We start from the raw sequence: 16,484 nt of genomic DNA on the forward strand, positions 1-16,484 counted from the left end.
CTGTTAGGCTTACTCGTGTTTTCGGGCCAAAACTTCGAAACTAGATGGTTCGCTGCAATTGCGAGTCAGGCGAATGCCGCGCCGTTCCTCCCAACGTATTATCGCGTGCGGCGCGACGACGACGGCTTGGCCTGCTATACGAGGATACCTCGCACGCGCGCTCTCGAACTCCTGAGTTAATACCGACTCCTCGTCGTTCCGCGCGCTGAGGCCTGTGGGCGATCCGCCCCAGTAAGCGCCTAGCTGAACTATCGAAATCTGCCCGGATGGAAGTTTGAATACGGGTGCCCCAGAGTAGAGGCAACGCCAAGCTTGTCCGGAGGAGTAGCCGGTGAAGGTGTTGGTAGCCAACGAGACCAGCGCGTAGTCGCCGCCATCAATTTCTTTCAGACTTAGCCAAATATTGGACTGACGGTTAATCTGATTGCCGCCGATGCCGGCGTTCTCGACGGACACAATCTCATCTTCGAACTGAAGCGTCTCCATGTTCACCCGGCGTAGTTCGATCGTTGTCGCCATAGCTGTGCGTGGGCTCGCGCTCACAAGCAGCGCAGTGTTCGACTGGGGACCAAACGCCAGCGATATCGGCGGGGGGGTAGCACACGCGACGGTCACCAAACTCATCGTGACCGCTGAGAACAGTTGCAATACCTTCATGGCCCCCTCCACTGCCTGAAATGGCCGCTATTCTACCCACCGCCTAAACCTCTTGCCAGTAGAGATTTAGCGTTTGAAGCATTCTGGATTTTAAACAGGCAGTTTGGCAGGAAATTCCAGGGACAGAATCCTTAATTGACTAGGTCGTGAACCCATAAACGGCACCGCCGAGGCGCCGGAATGGCGAACATATCGGGTCAAAGGGGCCGCCGGGAGGGCTGGGCGCCCTTCCAAGGCCGTTTTGGGCCGAGATGGAAGCCATTCCGGCGTCCCGAAGGGATTTGGCCAAAATGGCCCAGCGCTGCGTCGGCAGAGCTTGAAATATCGCCATATTCCTGCGCCCTGCCTCCTTGAGCTGAGCCATTTTGCCTCAAACCTCGACGGCGCCGTTTATGGGTTCACGACCTAAGCTGGGAGCCCGGATCGCAAAGACCGGGGCGCCTTGGCCACTGCCCGTGCGCGCTTCGACTTCCGGCCCAATGCCGAACCCGTTATCTGCTGAGCAACGCCTCCCTCCGAACGGCCTCGCAGTACCGCGGGCGGTTGGCAGCGGCGGTGGGGGTGCCTATCTCCCCAGCCGAACCTTCCCGCCGTTTGGGCTGAGTCCGTCGAAGCCCTGTTCTTCTCTTCTCCGCGACGCTGAAAGAAGAGCAGCCCTTCGACAGGATCATGGCCAACGGTTCCGATCTGGAGTGCGCTGCCGATGTCCGACTATGATTATGACCTGTTCGTCATCGGTGCCGGCTCCGGCGGCGTTCGCGCCGCGCGGGTTTCCGCCGCGCATGGCGCGAAAGTGGCGATTGCCGAGGAATATCGCGTCGGCGGGACCTGTGTCATTCGCGGCTGCGTTCCCAAGAAGCTGCTGATCTATGGCGCGCATTTCGCCGAGGATCTGAAGGATGCGCGCCGCTTTGGCTGGAACGTGCCCGATTGCGATTTCGAATGGCCGGTGCTGCGCGACAATGTGCTCGCCGATGTCGATCGTCTGAACAAGGCCTATACCCACACGCTGGAAAGCCATGACGTCGAAGTGATCCTTGAGCGCGCGACGGTTTCGGGTCCGAACGAAGTGACGCTGGCCAGCGGGCGGACGATCAGCGCGGGCAGGATCCTGATCGCCACCGGTGCGCGGCCGCATGTGCCGTCCTGCCCCGGGCATGAGCTGGGCATCACGTCGAACGAAGTGTTCCATCTGGAGGCGCTTCCCAAGCGCGTGCTGATCGCGGGCGCCGGCTATATCGCCAATGAATTTGCCGGCATCTTCAACGAACTGGGCACCAAGGTGACGCTGATCAACCGCAGCGACGTGATCCTGCGCGGCTATGACGAATCGATCCGTGACCGGCTGCTCCAGATTTCGATGACCAAGGGGATCGATTTCCGCTTCCACGCCGAATTCCGCGGCATCACCAAAAATGCGGATGGCAGCCTGAAGGTCGAAATGACCGAGCACGAACCGATCGATGTCGATTGCGTCATGTTCGCCACCGGCCGCGTGCCCAATACCGATGGGCTCGGCTTGTCCGATGTCGGTGTCGAACTGGACGAAAAGGGCGCGGTGAAAGTCGACGCATACAGCAAGTCCAACATCGACAGCATCTATGCCGTCGGCGACGTCACCAATCGGATGCAGCTTACCCCGGTGGCGATCCGCGAGGGACAGGCATTTGCCGATACCGTGTTCGGCGATACGCCGCGCACGGTGGATTATGACAGCGTCCCCTCTGCCGTGTTCAGCCATCCGCCGATGGCGGGCGTCGGTCTGACCGAAGGACAGGCGCGGATGAAGTTCGGATCGATCAAGGTCTATACGTCCGATTTTCGCGCGATGAAGAACGTCCTGGCCGATCGCAACGAGCGCGCGCTGTACAAGATGATCTGCGATGCCGAGACCGGCAAGGTGATCGGGCTGCACATGATCGGCCCCGATGCGCCGGAAATCCTGCAGGCGGCAGCGGTGGCGGTGAAGGCGGGCCTTACCAAACAGGCGTTTGACGACACCGTCGCGTTGCACCCCAGCATGGCCGAGGAACTGGTGCTGATGAAGTAAATCTGTCAGGATGACCGGATGGCGAGGAGTGGATCGATAATATTGGGGCTGGCCGGTCTGGCTGCTACCGCGCTCCTCGCGCCGCCCGCTTTCGCGCAGGATCACGCCTCAGCGACGCGGCAGACGGTCGTGCGACTGACGACGGATCGCAGCGGTCGGCCGAGGCAATGCGACGTGATCGAAACGAGCGGAAGCGCGCAACTCGACGCCACGACATGCGATCTGATGATGCAACGGATGCGATTTCGTCCGGTGCGGGACGCGCAAGGCGTGCGCGTCGAACAAGTGATCGTCCGGACCGTCGACTGGACGCAGGATTCCCCGAAATAACCGCGTCGCCGGAGTGACGCAGGTGGCGCGGACGGCTGCGTTGGCGTATCGTCATGAAGTTGTATTGAGAGGCGGTACCATGAAGTGGATCGCAGTGACTGGCGCGGCAATCGTTGGATGGCTCAGCGTTTTGCCTGCCTCTGCGCAGACTGAGCCGCGACTGAAAAGCGGATGGCTCAACTCGCAGGATTATCCGCGTGCGGCAGTACGCCGTCATGCGCAAGGCGTGCTGGTGTTGGGTTTCACCGTAGATACGGACGGGCGCGCGACTGACTGCCAAACGCTTCAATCGACCGGCGACGCGCTGCTGGACGATCAGGGCTGTCGGATTTGGACCAGCCGAATGCGCTATGAGCCGGCTCGAGACGCGGCTGACGAACCTGTGGCGGCTAACTTGCAACAACAGATTGTGTGGACGCTCGGCGACGTGCGGCGGTGTCCGGCTACGGTGATCTGTATCTCGCCCTATTGAGGCGCCCGTCCGCGTATCAGCTGTCGCGCTGCACCCCAGCATGGCCGAGGAACTGGTGCTTATGAAATAGTCGGTGGGTCGCAGCGGACCGCGTCGAGAATATATCCTTCGACTGGCTTGAGACTATCGACGAGATAGGCTGGCAGAACGGCGTCGTCGTCCAGCCTGGACCAATGTGTATCGATATCGCAATGCGCGCCCAGTGCAGGCAATGTCTCCAAGGTGGCGCAAGCAACGTAAATGATATGACCCTTGCCATCGCGAACGATATCGATAGCGCCCCAGCTGTGAATTATGCCGCATTCGACTTCGATCGGGTGGACCGAAAGAACAAACGCGTCGTGGAATTTGACAACGTCGTTGGTCTGCGGGCCAAAGAAGGCGATCAGGGAAAGCGCGGCGGAAGCAAGCATTCAAAGAAGATGATGCGCTAATCCGGCAATATTGCGGCTAATAAGCGCAAAAATTGACAAGCCTTAACCGCTCAGCAAGTCGTCGGCTTCGGTGCGCTCTCCGCCTGCGCCCGATCGTGCGGCCAGGACGGCGTTGGTCGAAACGTCCATCGTCACATTGGCCACCGTCCGCATGATATCGGGCAGCGTTTCGACTGCGACGAGCAGCGCGAGCGGTTCGACCGGGACACCCATCGCGATGGCGATCGGGGCGATCGAGCTGATGAAGCTGATCGCGCCGGGCAGGCTGACGGCGCCCAGCGTCGTGATCGCCGCCGCCGCGACGCCCGCCGCCAGCTGCGTCATGGTGAGCTCCATGCCGAACACATGCGCGACATAGATGGCGACCGCGACGTTCATGCACGGCCCGGTCACGCGGAAGATCGCGACTGCGAGCGGCAGCGTGACGCCCGATGTCGCCACCGGAATACCGAGCCGTTCGGACCCTTCGAGCATGGCGGGCAGCGACGCGAGCGAGCTTTGCGTGCTGACCGCCACCGCCTGAGACGGGGCGACCGCGCGCGCGAAGCGGCCAAGGCTCACTTTGCCGCCGAATACTGCCAGCGGATAGGCGAGCAGCAACAGCACGCCGCCCACCGCCGCGACAATCAGCACATAATGGACCAGCGCGCCCAGCGCCGCCGTGCCGGCGCGCGCGCCGACCACGAACGACAGCGCCAGCACGCCGATCGGCGCGAGCCACAGGACCCAGTGGATCATCACCAGCATCGCGTCCGATATCGCGCGGAAAAAAGCGACCAGCGTTTCGCGCGGCTCTTCCGGAAGGCGCGTGACGGCAAAGGCGAAGACGGTGGTGAACAGGATCATCGGCAGGAACGCATCGTTCACCGCCGCCGCGATCGGATTGGTCGGGATCATCGCCGCGAGGAATTCGGAGAAGGGCGGCACTTCGCCTGGCACCTGCGCTCCGGCAAAGCTTTCGCGCAGCGCTTCGGTCGCGCTTTGCGGCAGCGCCCAGAGATTGAGGAACAGCGGCGTCAGCAGCGCGCCCAGGATTGCGGAAACCCACAGCAGGATAAGGAACAGGATGATCGCCCGCGTCGCCAGCCTGCTCGCCCGCGCGGCCTCCGCCGTCGCGGCGATGCCGACGACCAGCAGCGATACGACCAGCGGCACGATCGTCATGCGCAACGCATTGAGCCACGCCGTCCCGATCGGCTGGGCATAGGCGGTTGCGGCCAGCGCCCCTTCCGGCGATTGCGCGGCCCAGACGATGCCGATGACAAGACCGCCGATCAGCGACAGAAGGATGCGGGTGGTTTGGGACATGCTCGCTCTGGTAAGGATTGCCCGCTATCAGGCATGAAAGGCAATCCCGATAGGGCGTGAGCGCAGAGGTAATGGCAAGAAAATATTTCGGCACCGACGGAATCCGGGGCGCGACCAACATCTTTCCGATGACCGCCGAAATGGCGATGAAGGTCGGCATGGCCGCCGGTGCGCATTTCCGGCGCGGCGATCACCGTCACCGGGTGGTGATCGGCAAGGATACGCGGCTGTCGGGCTATATGCTCGAAAATGCGATGGTCGCCGGCTTTACCGCGGTCGGCATGGACGTGGTGCTGGTCGGCCCGATGCCGACCCCCGCTGTCGCGATGCTGACGACATCGATGCGTGCCGATCTGGGCGTGATGATTTCGGCCAGCCACAATCCCTTCGCCGATAATGGCATCAAGCTGTTCGGGCCCGATGGCTACAAGCTGTCCGATGCCGATGAACTGGCGATCGAAACGCTGATCGAGGCCGAGCCGCAGCTCGCCCCGTCGGCCGAAATCGGCCGCGCCCGCCGGGTCGAAGATGCGCGTGGCCGCTATATCCACTTTGCCAAATCGACCTTTCCGACCGATCTCAGCCTCGACGGGATGAAAATCGTCGTCGATTGCGCGAACGGCGCCGCGTACCATGTCGCGCCGTCGGCCTTGTGGGAACTGGGCGCCGAAGTCGTCGCGATCGGCGTGACGCCCAACGGGCTCAACATCAATGACGGGGTGGGTTCGACTGCGCCCGACAAGCTCTGCGAAACCGTGGTGGCCGAAGGCGCCGCGATCGGCATCGCGTTGGATGGCGACGCCGACCGGCTGATCGTGGTCGATGAAAAGGGGCGCGTGGTCGATGGCGACCAGCTGATGGCGACCATCGCCTGTGGCTGGGCGCGGCGCGGGCTGCTGAAAGGCGGCGGGCTGGTCGCGACGGTGATGTCGAACCTGGGCCTAGAGCGGCATTTGTCGGCGCAGGGGCTGGGGCTGGAGCGGACGAGTGTCGGCGACCGCTATGTCCTCGAACGGATGCGCGCCGACGGGTTCAATGTCGGGGGCGAACAATCGGGGCACATCATCCTGTCGGACTATGCCACGACCGGCGACGGGCTGGTCGCGGCGCTGCAGGTGCTGGCCGAAATCGCCCGCGCGGGGAAACCCGCCAGCGACGTGCTCCACCAGTTCGATCCGCTGCCGCAAATCCTGAAGAATGTCCGCTTCGCCGCCGGCTTCACTCCGCTCGACGATGTCAGCGTGCAGGAAGCGATTGCCGAAGTCGAAGCCGATCTGGAAGGCAAGGGCCGCCTGCTCATCCGCAAATCGGGCACCGAACCGGTGATCCGCGTCATGGCCGAAGGCGATGATCGCGGCGAAGTCGAGCGCGTGGTCGACCGCGTGTGCGACGCCGTGCGTGCGGTGGCGGCTTAGCTGGCTACGGCCATTTGCTAAGCCGCATCGCAAGATTTCTTAGTTCTTACAGCCGTTTTTATCGCAGGTGATGCGTTCTGTCGTATTCACCCAATGGCTTGGGTTGACATTAGTGTTAAATCCACATCCGGTAGTTCCGCCTTTGGAGCCTTGGTGTACTTCCCCGGTGGGAGTGTGCTTTACAGACATCGTGCTTATCTCCTCTCTATCTTAGCAATAATAAATAGCCTGTGGTGAGCGCAAGATATTTTATTTAGTAATGACGTCCCTGATGCTGATCGGGCACATCAAATCAAATTGAGTCTTTGTCATGAGGTTCGCGCTCGCTACAATCTCTGCAGATGCTTGAAATGCGCCCCGACTGCGAACGCTGCGGCAGCGATTTGCCCGCCAATGCGCATGGCGCGTTCATCTGTTCGTTCGAATGTACTTTCTGTGCCGAATGCGCGGACTCGCTGGACGAGCGCTGCCCCAATTGCGGTGGTGAACTTACCGACCGGCCGACGCGGACGGGGGAGCGATTGAAAGCCAATCCGGCGGGTACGAAGCGGTATTTTCCTGGCTGATCGTCCCCCGCTCGCCTCGCGCAGGCGGGCCGCCGGTGCAGCAGGTCGTTGAACCGCCCTATTCTCCAGCGGGCGCTTCGAGCCTTGTCCGCAGCGTCGACAGGACGCCGATCGCGGCCCGAATATCCCCGGCAGACAGGCCCTGCGCCAATGCCTGAACAAGCGGATCATAGAGGCGGATTGCCGCTTCATAGGTCTGTTGTCCCTTTGCGGTCAGGACAACGAGCTGCGCCCGTTTGTGATGCGGGTTCGGCTGAAACGAAACCAGACCCTCTTTCTGCAGGTCGTTGACGATCCGTTGCACATTCTGCCGGTTCGCGCCCAGATCCCGCGCCAGCCATGCCACCGGCTGATGGCGACTGGCCTGAACGATCGCTCCCAAAATCTGCCAGCGGGCACTGGTGAGGCCGAGCGGCGAAACGACCCGGTCGCCCCATGCGAGCGTCGCATTATTGGTTCGAAACATGGTCAGGATCAGTTCGGTCAGTGCTTCGGCTTTCGAGGGTTCGGTCGAATCTGACATATGGCACCTTACATTTATATTGACATCATCATGTCATATATGGTTCCTGGTGACAATATCGTAGCCAAGGACGCGTGCCCATGAAAAAGCTGATTCATCCGATAGCAGGCGCGATCGCGCTTCTGACGATAGCGACCTTCTGGCTTTCGACGGTGTTTTGCGAACTGCTCGGTTCGAAGGAGATGGTCGTTGCCGTCAAAACGGCGATTCCCTGGGGGTTCCTGCTGCTCGTTCCCGCGCTTGCTGCCACCGGCGGCACGGGTTTTTCACTGGCACAGGGGCGGAAGGCGGGACTGGTCGCCGTCAAGCGGAAGCGCATGCCTCTTATCGCGGCGAACGGCTTGCTGGTCTTGATCCCATCCGCGCTGTTTCTCGCTTCAAAGGCAGGGGCGGGCGAATTCGATACGGCATTCTATGGGGTGCAGGCGCTCGAACTGATTGCGGGCGCGACAAATCTGGTTCTTCTCAGCCGCAATATGCGCGACGGTTTCCGAATGACCGGGCGGTTGAAGACCCGTCGCATAAGTCCGCAGCGCTGAATTCTGCCCTTCTGAGTATCGTGCTAGCGGGTCGTCCTGAACAGGATGGTCTTGTGAACCGCGAAGATCGCGATGCCCCGAAACGCGGCGCTTCGGTTACGGGGCATTAGGGGCTGTCCTACACGGCCCTGGCTGTGGCAAGGCTAAGCCCATGATCCGTCGCACGCCCTCGATCGCCAACCCGTCACGCTGCCGCGGTCTTCGCGTGCGGGGGGCGGATCGGGTGGGACGTGCCCTGAACTTCCTAAACTTCCAGGCCGTTTCGGAGCTTCAGCCATGACGCCGCGCATTCTGATCATCGCCGGTTCCGATTCGGGCGGCGGCGCGGGGATTCAGGCCGATATCCGCACTGCGACGATGCTCGGCGCGCATGCCATGACCGCGATCACCGCGATCACCGCGCAAAATACCCGCGCGGTCGAGGCAGTCGATCCGGTCTCCACCGACATGGTGATGGCCCAGATCGACGCGGTGCTGAGCGACATCGGCGCCGATGCGGTCAAGATCGGCATGATTGGATCGGCCAAAACCGCGCATGCCGTTGCCGAAAAGCTCGAGGAATTTCCTGGCGTTCCGGTGGTGTTCGATCCGGTGATGGTCGCGACATCGGGCGGCGTGCTGGCCGACGATCTGACCATCGCCGCGTTCGAGCGGCTGATGCGCGTCGCCACTGTCACCACGCCCAATCTGCCCGAGCTGAAGGCGCTTTCCGGCCAGTCGATCGTCGATCGCGATGCCCAGCGCGACAGTGCGCGGTCGCTGGTTGCGCGTCGCGGCAGCGCCGTGCTGGTCAAGGGCGGCCATGGCAAGGGCAGCCAGGTGACCGACCGGCTGTTCTGCCCCGAACATGGCGAAAATCCGCCCGAAATGGAATGGCGCGACGCGCGGATCGAAAGCGACGAAACGCATGGCACCGGCTGTACGCTGTCCACCGCCATCGCCGTCGAACTCGCCAAGGACTGGACGCTGCCCGAAGCGATTGCCCGCGCGCGGCGGTTCGTCCGCATTGCGATGCTGTCGGCGCCGGGGCTGGGGCATGGCCATGGGCCGATGGGGCATCACGACGTGCGGCTCGACCTCAACCTGTCGCGCTTTGCGCCGATGCTCAATCAGGTGACGGTGCCGGTCGGCGACTTTGCGGCTGCCGAGCGTTTCTATCGCCTGCTCGGCCTCAAACAGATCGTTCGTGCACAACCGCGCTATGCCCGGTTCGAAGCCGAAGGCGGCGCGACTTTCTCGATCGAAGCGGCCGAAGAGATGGACGGGCGCCCGGTCATCTTCTTCGAATGCGGCGATCTCGACATGACGGTAACCTATCTGAAGGCGCAGGGCGTCGTGTTCGATACCGAGCCGACCGACCAGAAATGGGGCTGGCGCGATGCGCGGCTGACCGATCCGTCGGGCAATGCGATCTGCCTCTATCAGGCCGGCGAGATGCGGCGTTTCCCGCCCTGGCGTATCGAGGATGCCGATGGCTGACGGGGCGGGGCCTGATTTTACCCGCGAACTTCATTTCTCCGCGCTCCATCGCGGGCCGGTGGCGGGAGTGGACGAGGCCGGGCGCGGGCCGCTCGCCGGGCCGGTGGTCGCGGCCGCCGTGGTGCTCGATCCCGATTGCATCCCCGACGGGCTGAACGATTCCAAGGCATTGTCGGCAAAGAAACGCGCGGCGCTTTGCGCGGCGCTGATCGAATGCGCGCAGATCGGGGTGGGGATTGCCAGCGTCGAGGAAATCGACCGTCTCAACATCCTGTGGGCGAGCATGCTGGCGATGGAACGCGCCGTCGCGGCGCTGGCGCTGCCGCCCGCCTTCGTGCTGGTCGACGGCAATCGCTGCCCGAAATGGACGCATCGCAGCGAACCGGTGATCGGCGGCGACGCGCGCTGCCTGTCGATCGCGGCGGCATCGATCGTCGCCAAGGAACGTCGCGACGCGATGATGATCGCGCTCGACGCCGAGTTCCCCGGCTATGGCTGGGCATCGAACAAGGGCTATGGCGCGCGCGTCCACACCGACGCGCTGCGCACGCTGGGCCCAACCCCGCACCACCGCCGCAGCTTCGCGCCGGTGGCGCAGGCGGAGCTGATGTTTTGATCGCCGCGATGCGCGCCGGTGGGGTGGCGCTATGGCTGCTGCTTTCGGGCTGCAGTGGCGGCACATATGGTGTGAAACAGTGCGGGGCTGCCCCTGATGGATGGTTTGATCCGCTCACCGAATGGCCGCATCTGCGCGACCGAAGCGAAATTCAACTTGCGGCGTCTGGCGCACTGCGATGGAACGGGCAGCCAAGTAGCGAGACGGAAGTTGCGGACTATCTTGCCCGGTCGGCGAGGTTCCGCCCGGAACCGGCGATAGTGCTGAAGATAGATACAGATGCCGGGTGCGATAAGGTTCGTCAGGTGCGGACTGTGATGGCCGAAAGCGAGCTTTGTCGGCTCGGCTTGTGCGGTGAAGTTGGAGCGGGTGCTGGCCCGCTCTATCTGGATCGCATGCTTGGGAATGGGCAATGAGCTATTCCGGCGGCAGCGCGCCGTTGCGAGGGATCGTGATTGCCGGTTTGCTGCTTTTGCTGGTTGCAGTCCCGGTGGCCGGCCTCAACTGGATGTTGGCGGTGCCGGGGCAGAGCTATCGCGGTGCCTTGCCTGAACCCGATCCGGCGACGGTCGCGCAACTGCGCACCGATGTAACCGCGATTGCCAGCACGCCGCATAATGTCGCGCATCCCGAAGCGCTCGAACATGCGGCGCAGCTGATCGAGACGCAACTTGCCGCGGCGGGCTACACCGTCCGTCGGCAGGCGTTCGAAGCGGGTGGGACGCGCGTGCGCAATATCGAAGCGGTGATCGATCCCGCCGATCCGCATGCACACACGCTGGTGATCGGCGCGCATTATGACAGTGCGGGCAACGCGCCGGGCGCGAACGACAATGGCAGCGGCACCGCCGTGCTGCTCGCGCTCGCACGCCGTCTTTCCGATCTTCGCGGCAAGGCGGCGATGCGCATCCGGCTGGTATTCTTCGTCAATGAAGAGCCGCCCTGGTTCAAGACCGCCGAAATGGGCAGTCTTGTCTATGCCAGGGCGCTCGCGGCGGCGCGGGAGCCGGTCGATGCGATGTTCTCGCTCGAAACGATGGGCTATTATTCGGACGTGCCGGGCAGCCAGAAATACCCCGCGCCGCTCAGCTATTTCTATCCCGATACTGGCAATTTCATTGCCTTTGTCGGCACGCTGGGGTCGCGCCCGCTGGTACGCGAGGCAGTGGCGCGGTTTCGCGAGCATGCGACTATTCCCAGTGTCGGCGGCAGCGCCCCGGCTTGGCTGCAGGGGATCGACTGGTCCGATCACTGGGCGTTCGAGCAGGCGGGCTATCGTGGCGTGATGGTCACCGACACCGCGCCCTTTCGCTATCCCTGGTATCACGATGCAAAGGATACGCCCGACAGAATCGATTACCGCCGCCTCGCGCTGGTGACGCAGGGGCTGGAGGCGATGGTTCGGCAATGGCGATGAACTCCCACCATGGCATCGGGGCGGCGGGGGGCTGCACATGCGGATCGATGCCTGTACCGGCGCGGTAAGCGACCTCCACTACATGCGATAGGCCCGGCACCCGGCAAGTTTTTCCTAGCTCCCGGACGTTCTTGCCCGCTTCCCTCTACAATGAACCGGACGGATATTTTGGGTGGGGCGGTTTGAATGTCTTTTGCGCAATCGGGAAATGCCTTTGATACCGGCGCTGCGGAGCCGGTAGCGGCGCCCGAGGAAAATCCGTTCTATCCAATCCTCGACAGCATCGTCGCGCGGCTGGGCGACAATCTGGATCATCCCGAACTCTGGCCGATGCTGGCCGACGCCGCGGCGCATGACGATGTCGCTATGCTGCGCGATTTGATTGCGCAGGTGCGTCCGGGGCAGGGCGGCAGTGTCGGCAAGGCGCTGGATGTCGTTGCCGGTGTGCTGCACGCCCTGTCGGTCGATCGCGCCGAGGGGCTGGCCGCGCTCAGCCGGCTGGCCGCGAACCACGCGCATTGCCCGATGGTGGCGGGCGCTTATTTCTTCGTCGATCGTATCGGTACGCCGGGCAGAAGCGCCGATCTGTCGGACCGGTTCTGCGACGCGCCCTTCATCAAGTTCGAAACGCTGATGGACGGCACGGTCGCGCCCTGTTGTTCGATCTGGACGCAGAAAAGACTGGGAACGTTGGACGGGCAGACGGCCGAGGAAATCTGGAACAGCCCGTCTTCGCAGCAGATGCGCGAGAGCATTCTCGACGGCAGCTATCGCTATTGCAACAAACAGCGTTGTACGCTGATCATGGAAGATCAGCTGCCCAGGCGCGATGCGGTCGCCGATCCGGGATTGCGCGCGATCATCGATGCCGGGCAGACCGCGCTCGATACGCCGCCGCGCTGGCTGTTCCTGGCCCATGACGTGTCGTGCAACCTGGCCTGCCCGTCGTGCCGCAGCGAGATATTGGGTGCGAGCGAAGCGCAGGAAGCGCGCTTTGCCAAGATCGAGCAACAGGTGTTCCAGCCGCTGTTGAGCGCGGGGGGACGCGTCAAGATTTCGCTGTCGGGGCAGGGCGATCCCTGGTCGGCGCCGCATTATCGTTCGATCCTGCGCTATCTTGCCGATCATGAACTCGACGTCGACCTCGACCTTCATACCAATGCGCTGCTGATGGGCGAAAAGCGCTGGCAGGAATATGCCGGGCTCGACCGGTACGAAGCGCTGGTCAATGTCTCGATCGATGCCTGTACCCCATGGGTGTATGAAGTGGTGCGGCGTCCCGGCAAGTGGGAGAAGCTCTATCCCAATCTGCGCTTCATCGCCGACAAGCACGACCGCGGCGAGTTTCGCGAATTTCACCTGAACGCGACGATCCAGCTCGACAATTTCCACGAAATGCCGGCGTTTATCGACCTGGCCGAAGAACTCGGCGCCGATAGTTTCCGCATGTATATGATGCAGAATACCGGCGGGCATATCGCGCGCGATTATGCGCGCAAGAATGTCGGGGATGTCCAGCATCCGCTGCACCGCGCCTTTCTCGAAACGCTGCGCGATCCGCGCCTCGCCGATCCGCGAGCGCATCTCTACGATGTCGGCACCTGGCGGGCGCGGGCGCTCGAAGCCCGCCTGCCGACCGATGCACTGGGTGCCGGATACGGTTTCGCAGCGCTGAGCGATGCGATTCGCGACGCCGATGGCGATGACGCGACGATCGTCGCGCTGTGTGCGGGAGGACGGACCCGCTTGCGTGGCAACGTGGATCTGCTGCTGGTCGAGGCGTCGGCGCTGCGTCGGCTCGGCTTCGAACAGCAAGCCGAATATCGGCTCCGCGAGCGCGAGGCGCTGGGTGGAGAGGCGGTGGCGCTTGGCTGACATAGCCTGTGGATAAGTGAGTCTTTCGGGCCACACCCCATCGCTTGTGCCTGTGGATAAGTTTCGGACTCAACATCTCGGGGGTCCGACAAATGTTCCGCCAAGTTAACGATTCCTAAGGAATTTCCGTTAACCAATGATCGCTTGACGGAGTCCCGAACATCCGCAGGATCGGGCGCCTTTGGTTCAGGGAAGGGGCGTATGGGGGTCATCGAGAAGGTTAAGAAAAGCACGCGCGTTGCCGTGACTCCGGCAGGCGTGCTGCCGCTCGATCAGATCCTGATGGGCGATTGCATCGCGCATATGAAGGCGCTGCCGACCGACAGCATCGACGCGATCTTTGCCGATCCGCCCTATAATCTTCAGCTCGGCGGCGACCTCAGCCGTCCCGACGGCAGCCATGTAGACGCGGTCACCGACGATTGGGACAAGTTCGACAGCTTTGCGTTGTACGACAAGTTCACGCGCGCCTGGCTGAAGGAAGCGCGCCGCATCCTGAAGCCGACCGGGACGCTGTGGGTGATCGGCAGCTATCACAATATCTTCCGCGTCGGCACGGCGGTGCAGGATCTGGGCTTCTGGATCCTCAACGACATTGTCTGGCGCAAGGCGAACCCGATGCCCAATTTCAAGGGCACGCGCTTTACCAACGCGCATGAAACGATGATCTGGGCGTCGATGGGCGAGAAGGCGAAATACACCTTCAACTATCGCGCGATGAAGACGCTGAACGACGAGATCCAGATGCGGTCGGACTGGGAATTGCCGATCTGCGCGGGTCAGGAGCGGCTGAAGAAGGACGGGCACAAGGTCCATCCGACCCAGAAGCCCGAGGCGTTGCTGTATCGCGTGCTGCTGTCGTCGACCAAGCCGGGTGACGTGGTGCTCGATCCGTTCTTCGGTACCGGCACGACCGGCGCCGTCGCCAAGCGGCTTGGCCGCCGGTTCATCGGTATCGAGCGCGAGACGGCTTATATCGAAGCCGCGCAGGAGCGGATCGATGCCGCGTTGCCGCTCGACGAATCGAATCTGAAGATCATGCAGGCAGGCAAGGCCGCGCCGCGCGTCGCGTTCGGTACGCTGGTCGAAACCGGCTATCTTCAGCCCGGCACGGTGTTGAGCGACAGCAAGCGACGCTGGAAAGCGAGCGTCCGCGCCGATGGTTCGCTCGCGCTAGAGGACGGGCAGGCGGGCTCGATCCACAAAATGGGTGCCACGCTGCAGGGCGCGCCGAGCTGCAACGGCTGGACCTTCTGGCATTATGAAGCTGCCGATGGGCTGCGCCCGATCGATGCTGTCCGCCAGACCTATTTGCTGGCGACGCAGCCCTGATTGAAAAGGGCCTGATTGAAGGCGGCCCGACTGAAACGGGCCTGATCGAAGCGGGAATTAATGGCCGTGACGTTTGATGCCGCGGAGCCGGAGACGATTCCGGTGCCGCCGCCGCAGATAGACGGTCAGAAAAGCAATGCCGATCACCCCGGAAAGGGCAATGATGCCGTAGGCTAGTACTTCACGAGAAACTTCAAGCATAAAGTCGCTAGGCCGCATTTCTGCAAGAAGATCAATAGCAAATTTCGACAGACATGCCCAGTTTCTGACAGTTGCATTTCCGTATCGATTCTAGTTGCCTCGAAAATCTGCAGATATTCGCAGGTTGTTGCAAGCATATATCGGCTGGAGCTTTGATGATGGACGCGACACTTGGCGCTGCTGCCAATATCTATCTGCGACCCGTGCAATTCGTGGATACGCCGGTGGGCCGGGACGGCGAAGTCGCGCGGCTGGCGGGCGGATTGCAATGGTTCGCGGCCTATGAACTGACTGCCATGGTCGAGGGCGCGCGCGCCCTGCGCCGCACCGTTCCGGTCGCCGAACTGAACGCCGTGGCGAACGAGATCGCCCAGGGGGAGGCGCTGCTCGGCCTGGCGGCGCGTATTTCGGCGCCGCGTCCGCCGCTGCCGCTGGGCGAGCGTGCGCTGCGCTTCGATCAGCCGCAGGTCATGGGCATTCTCAATGTGACCCCCGACAGCTTTTCGGACGGCGGCAAGCATCTCGACGATCCGGCTGCGGCTGCGGGCGCCGGTGTGGATATGAGTGCCGCAGGCGCGGCGGTGATCGATGTCGGAGGCGAATCGACACGCCCCTGCGCGGAAACGGTCTGGGAAGGCGACGAGATTGCGCGGAGCGTGCCGGTGGTCGAGCGGCTGGTTCGCGGCGGCGCGCTGGTGTCGATCGACACGCGCAAGGCCGGGGTGATGGAAGCCGCGCTCGCAGCCGGTGCGCATATCGTCAACGATGTCGCGGCGTTGCTATGGGACGATCGCGCAGTCGAAGTGGTGGCGAAGGCAGGATGCCCGGTCGTGCTGATGCATTCGCCCGATCCGAAAAAGGGGCCGCATGGCGGCAGCGGCTATCGCGATCCGCTGATCGAAACCTATGACTGGCTGGAAGCGCGAGTCGATGCAGTCGTCGCGGCGGGCATCGAACGGACGAAGATACTGGTCGATCCCGGCATCGGCTTCGGCAAGTCGCTGAGCGACAATCTCGCGCTGCTCAACGGGCTGGCGCTGTTTCACGGGCTGGGTTGTCCGGTGGTGCTGGGCGCGAGCCGAAAGCGGATCGTCGGCGCGCTGGCGAACGAGGCGCCGGCCGAACAACGGCTGGGCGGATCACTTGCGCTCGCGCTGAAAGGGGCGGAGCTGGGCGCGCAGCTGATCCGCGTCCATGACGTGTTCGAAACGGTGCAGGCACTGCGCGTCTGGCGCGGCATGCGCGACGCGGCGCTGGTTGCGGGCTGACG

17 protein-coding genes are annotated in these 16,484 nt (G+C 62.8%); 13 read left to right on the forward strand and 4 right to left on the reverse strand.

What is annotated here, in order from left to right; genetic code table 11:
• Positions 1-9: 9 nt before the first annotated feature.
• Positions 10-657 (reverse strand): hypothetical protein, encoded by a 648-nt coding sequence (locus DKB74_RS11745; protein WP_145960965.1) that lies wholly within the window; start codon positions 655-657, stop codon positions 10-12.
• A 703-nt stretch (positions 658-1,360) separates the two neighbouring features.
• On the opposite strand from DKB74_RS11745, the gene gorA reads away from it, so the two are divergent.
• From gorA to DKB74_RS11760, 3 genes are all read left to right on the forward strand, one after another.
• Positions 1,361-2,707 carry a glutathione-disulfide reductase gene (gene gorA / locus DKB74_RS11750; RefSeq protein ID WP_109808366.1) on the forward strand — a complete coding sequence of 449 codons (1,347 nt, stop codon included), beginning with the start codon at positions 1,361-1,363 and terminating at the stop codon, positions 2,705-2,707.
• An 18-nt stretch (positions 2,708-2,725) separates the two neighbouring features.
• The gene (locus DKB74_RS11755) at positions 2,726-3,037 is read left to right on the forward strand and encodes an energy transducer TonB (protein WP_109808367.1); all 312 of its coding nucleotides are present in this window, start codon (positions 2,726-2,728) and stop codon (positions 3,035-3,037) included.
• 79 nt (positions 3,038-3,116) lie between these two features.
• Complete coding sequence (locus DKB74_RS11760) at positions 3,117-3,509, forward strand: energy transducer TonB (RefSeq protein ID WP_145960966.1); 393 nt, start codon at positions 3,117-3,119, stop codon at positions 3,507-3,509.
• A gap of 59 nt (positions 3,510-3,568) precedes the next feature.
• Here DKB74_RS11760 and DKB74_RS18610 read toward each other — a convergent pair whose 3' ends face one another.
• Both DKB74_RS18610 and DKB74_RS11770 read right to left on the reverse strand, forming a co-directional pair.
• Positions 3,569-3,922 carry a hypothetical protein gene (locus DKB74_RS18610; protein WP_145960967.1) on the reverse strand — a complete coding sequence of 118 codons (354 nt, stop codon included), beginning with the start codon at positions 3,920-3,922 and terminating at the stop codon, positions 3,569-3,571.
• Between the two features lie 63 nt (positions 3,923-3,985).
• The gene (locus DKB74_RS11770) at positions 3,986-5,251 is read right to left on the reverse strand and encodes a dicarboxylate/amino acid:cation symporter (RefSeq protein WP_109808370.1); all 1,266 of its coding nucleotides are present in this window, start codon (positions 5,249-5,251) and stop codon (positions 3,986-3,988) included.
• Between the two features lie 71 nt (positions 5,252-5,322).
• Here DKB74_RS11770 and glmM point away from each other — a divergent pair, with 71 nt between their 5' ends.
• Together glmM and DKB74_RS11780 are read left to right on the forward strand one after the other, a co-directional pair.
• Complete coding sequence (gene glmM / locus DKB74_RS11775) at positions 5,323-6,666, forward strand: phosphoglucosamine mutase (protein WP_109808371.1); 1,344 nt, start codon at positions 5,323-5,325, stop codon at positions 6,664-6,666.
• 341 nt (positions 6,667-7,007) lie between these two features.
• Positions 7,008-7,232, forward strand: a complete 225-nt coding sequence (locus DKB74_RS11780) for a DUF1272 domain-containing protein (protein ID WP_109808372.1) — start codon at positions 7,008-7,010, stop codon at positions 7,230-7,232.
• A gap of 58 nt (positions 7,233-7,290) precedes the next feature.
• Here DKB74_RS11780 and DKB74_RS11785 read toward each other — a convergent pair whose 3' ends face one another.
• Positions 7,291-7,755 carry a MarR family winged helix-turn-helix transcriptional regulator gene (locus tag DKB74_RS11785; protein WP_109808373.1) on the reverse strand — a complete coding sequence of 155 codons (465 nt, stop codon included), beginning with the start codon at positions 7,753-7,755 and terminating at the stop codon, positions 7,291-7,293.
• An 80-nt stretch (positions 7,756-7,835) separates the two neighbouring features.
• On the opposite strand from DKB74_RS11785, the gene DKB74_RS11790 reads away from it, so the two are divergent.
• The 8 genes from DKB74_RS11790 to folP all read left to right on the forward strand — a co-directional run bounded on the left by DKB74_RS11790 (position 7,836) and on the right by folP (position 16,482).
• The gene (locus tag DKB74_RS11790; RefSeq protein WP_109808374.1) at positions 7,836-8,294 is read left to right on the forward strand and encodes a hypothetical protein; all 459 of its coding nucleotides are present in this window, start codon (positions 7,836-7,838) and stop codon (positions 8,292-8,294) included.
• Positions 8,295-8,570: 276 nt separating this feature from the next.
• The gene (gene thiD / locus DKB74_RS11795; protein WP_109808375.1) at positions 8,571-9,773 is read left to right on the forward strand and encodes a bifunctional hydroxymethylpyrimidine kinase/phosphomethylpyrimidine kinase; all 1,203 of its coding nucleotides are present in this window, start codon (positions 8,571-8,573) and stop codon (positions 9,771-9,773) included.
• Complete coding sequence (locus tag DKB74_RS11800; protein WP_420822414.1) at positions 9,760-10,389, forward strand: ribonuclease HII; 630 nt, start codon at positions 9,760-9,762, stop codon at positions 10,387-10,389. Before thiD ends, DKB74_RS11800 begins: the two co-directional genes overlap by 14 nt.
• A complete protein-coding gene (locus DKB74_RS18615; RefSeq protein ID WP_145960968.1) occupies positions 10,386-10,805 on the forward strand; it encodes an ExbD/TolR family protein in 420 nt (139 codons plus the stop codon). The genes DKB74_RS11800 and DKB74_RS18615 overlap by 4 nt, the downstream gene beginning before the upstream one ends.
• On the forward strand, positions 10,802-11,806 hold the full coding sequence (locus DKB74_RS11805) for a M28 family peptidase (protein ID WP_205007873.1): 1,005 nt from the start codon (positions 10,802-10,804) through the stop codon (positions 11,804-11,806). Before DKB74_RS18615 ends, DKB74_RS11805 begins: the two co-directional genes overlap by 4 nt.
• Before the next feature lie 186 nt (positions 11,807-11,992).
• On the forward strand, positions 11,993-13,681 hold the full coding sequence (locus tag DKB74_RS11810) for a radical SAM/SPASM domain-containing protein (RefSeq protein WP_109808376.1): 1,689 nt from the start codon (positions 11,993-11,995) through the stop codon (positions 13,679-13,681).
• A 201-nt stretch (positions 13,682-13,882) separates the two neighbouring features.
• Positions 13,883-15,013 carry a site-specific DNA-methyltransferase gene (locus DKB74_RS11815; RefSeq protein ID WP_109808377.1) on the forward strand — a complete coding sequence of 377 codons (1,131 nt, stop codon included), beginning with the start codon at positions 13,883-13,885 and terminating at the stop codon, positions 15,011-15,013.
• A 356-nt stretch (positions 15,014-15,369) separates the two neighbouring features.
• Complete coding sequence (folP, locus tag DKB74_RS11820; protein WP_239987491.1) at positions 15,370-16,482, forward strand: dihydropteroate synthase; 1,113 nt, start codon at positions 15,370-15,372, stop codon at positions 16,480-16,482.
• The last annotated feature ends 2 nt before the right edge of the window (positions 16,483-16,484 follow it).

Origin of the sequence: Stakelama portus (assembly GCF_003171655.1) — a bacterium.
Classification (GTDB): Bacteria; Pseudomonadota; Alphaproteobacteria; order Sphingomonadales; family Sphingomonadaceae; genus Sphingomonas; species Sphingomonas portus.

Excerpts from the sequence above, each read along its gene's own strand:
- DKB74_RS11755 (WP_109808367.1), top strand. The coding sequence starts at position 2,726 with ATGGCGAGGAGTGGATCGATAATATTGGGGCTGGCCGGTCTGGCTGCT.
- DKB74_RS11745 (WP_145960965.1), bottom strand. The coding sequence starts at position 657 with ATGAAGGTATTGCAACTGTTCTCAGCGGTCACGATGAGTTTGGTGACC.
- folP (WP_239987491.1), top strand. The coding sequence starts at position 15,370 with ATGATGGACGCGACACTTGGCGCTGCTGCCAATATCTATCTGCGACCC.
- thiD (WP_109808375.1), top strand. The coding sequence starts at position 8,571 with ATGACGCCGCGCATTCTGATCATCGCCGGTTCCGATTCGGGCGGCGGC.
- gorA (WP_109808366.1), top strand. The coding sequence starts at position 1,361 with ATGTCCGACTATGATTATGACCTGTTCGTCATCGGTGCCGGCTCCGGC.
- DKB74_RS11780 (WP_109808372.1), top strand. The coding sequence starts at position 7,008 with ATGCTTGAAATGCGCCCCGACTGCGAACGCTGCGGCAGCGATTTGCCC.
- glmM (WP_109808371.1), top strand. The coding sequence starts at position 5,323 with ATGGCAAGAAAATATTTCGGCACCGACGGAATCCGGGGCGCGACCAAC.
- DKB74_RS11810 (WP_109808376.1), top strand. The coding sequence starts at position 11,993 with ATGTCTTTTGCGCAATCGGGAAATGCCTTTGATACCGGCGCTGCGGAG.
- DKB74_RS11815 (WP_109808377.1), top strand. The coding sequence starts at position 13,883 with ATGGGGGTCATCGAGAAGGTTAAGAAAAGCACGCGCGTTGCCGTGACT.
- DKB74_RS11805 (WP_205007873.1), top strand. The coding sequence starts at position 10,802 with ATGAGCTATTCCGGCGGCAGCGCGCCGTTGCGAGGGATCGTGATTGCC.
- DKB74_RS11800 (WP_420822414.1), top strand. The coding sequence starts at position 9,760 with ATGCCGATGGCTGACGGGGCGGGGCCTGATTTTACCCGCGAACTTCAT.
- DKB74_RS11770 (WP_109808370.1), bottom strand. The coding sequence starts at position 5,251 with ATGTCCCAAACCACCCGCATCCTTCTGTCGCTGATCGGCGGTCTTGTC.
- DKB74_RS18610 (WP_145960967.1), bottom strand. The coding sequence starts at position 3,922 with ATGCTTGCTTCCGCCGCGCTTTCCCTGATCGCCTTCTTTGGCCCGCAG.
- DKB74_RS11760 (WP_145960966.1), top strand. The coding sequence starts at position 3,117 with ATGAAGTGGATCGCAGTGACTGGCGCGGCAATCGTTGGATGGCTCAGC.
- DKB74_RS11785 (WP_109808373.1), bottom strand. The coding sequence starts at position 7,755 with ATGTCAGATTCGACCGAACCCTCGAAAGCCGAAGCACTGACCGAACTG.
- DKB74_RS11790 (WP_109808374.1), top strand. The coding sequence starts at position 7,836 with ATGAAAAAGCTGATTCATCCGATAGCAGGCGCGATCGCGCTTCTGACG.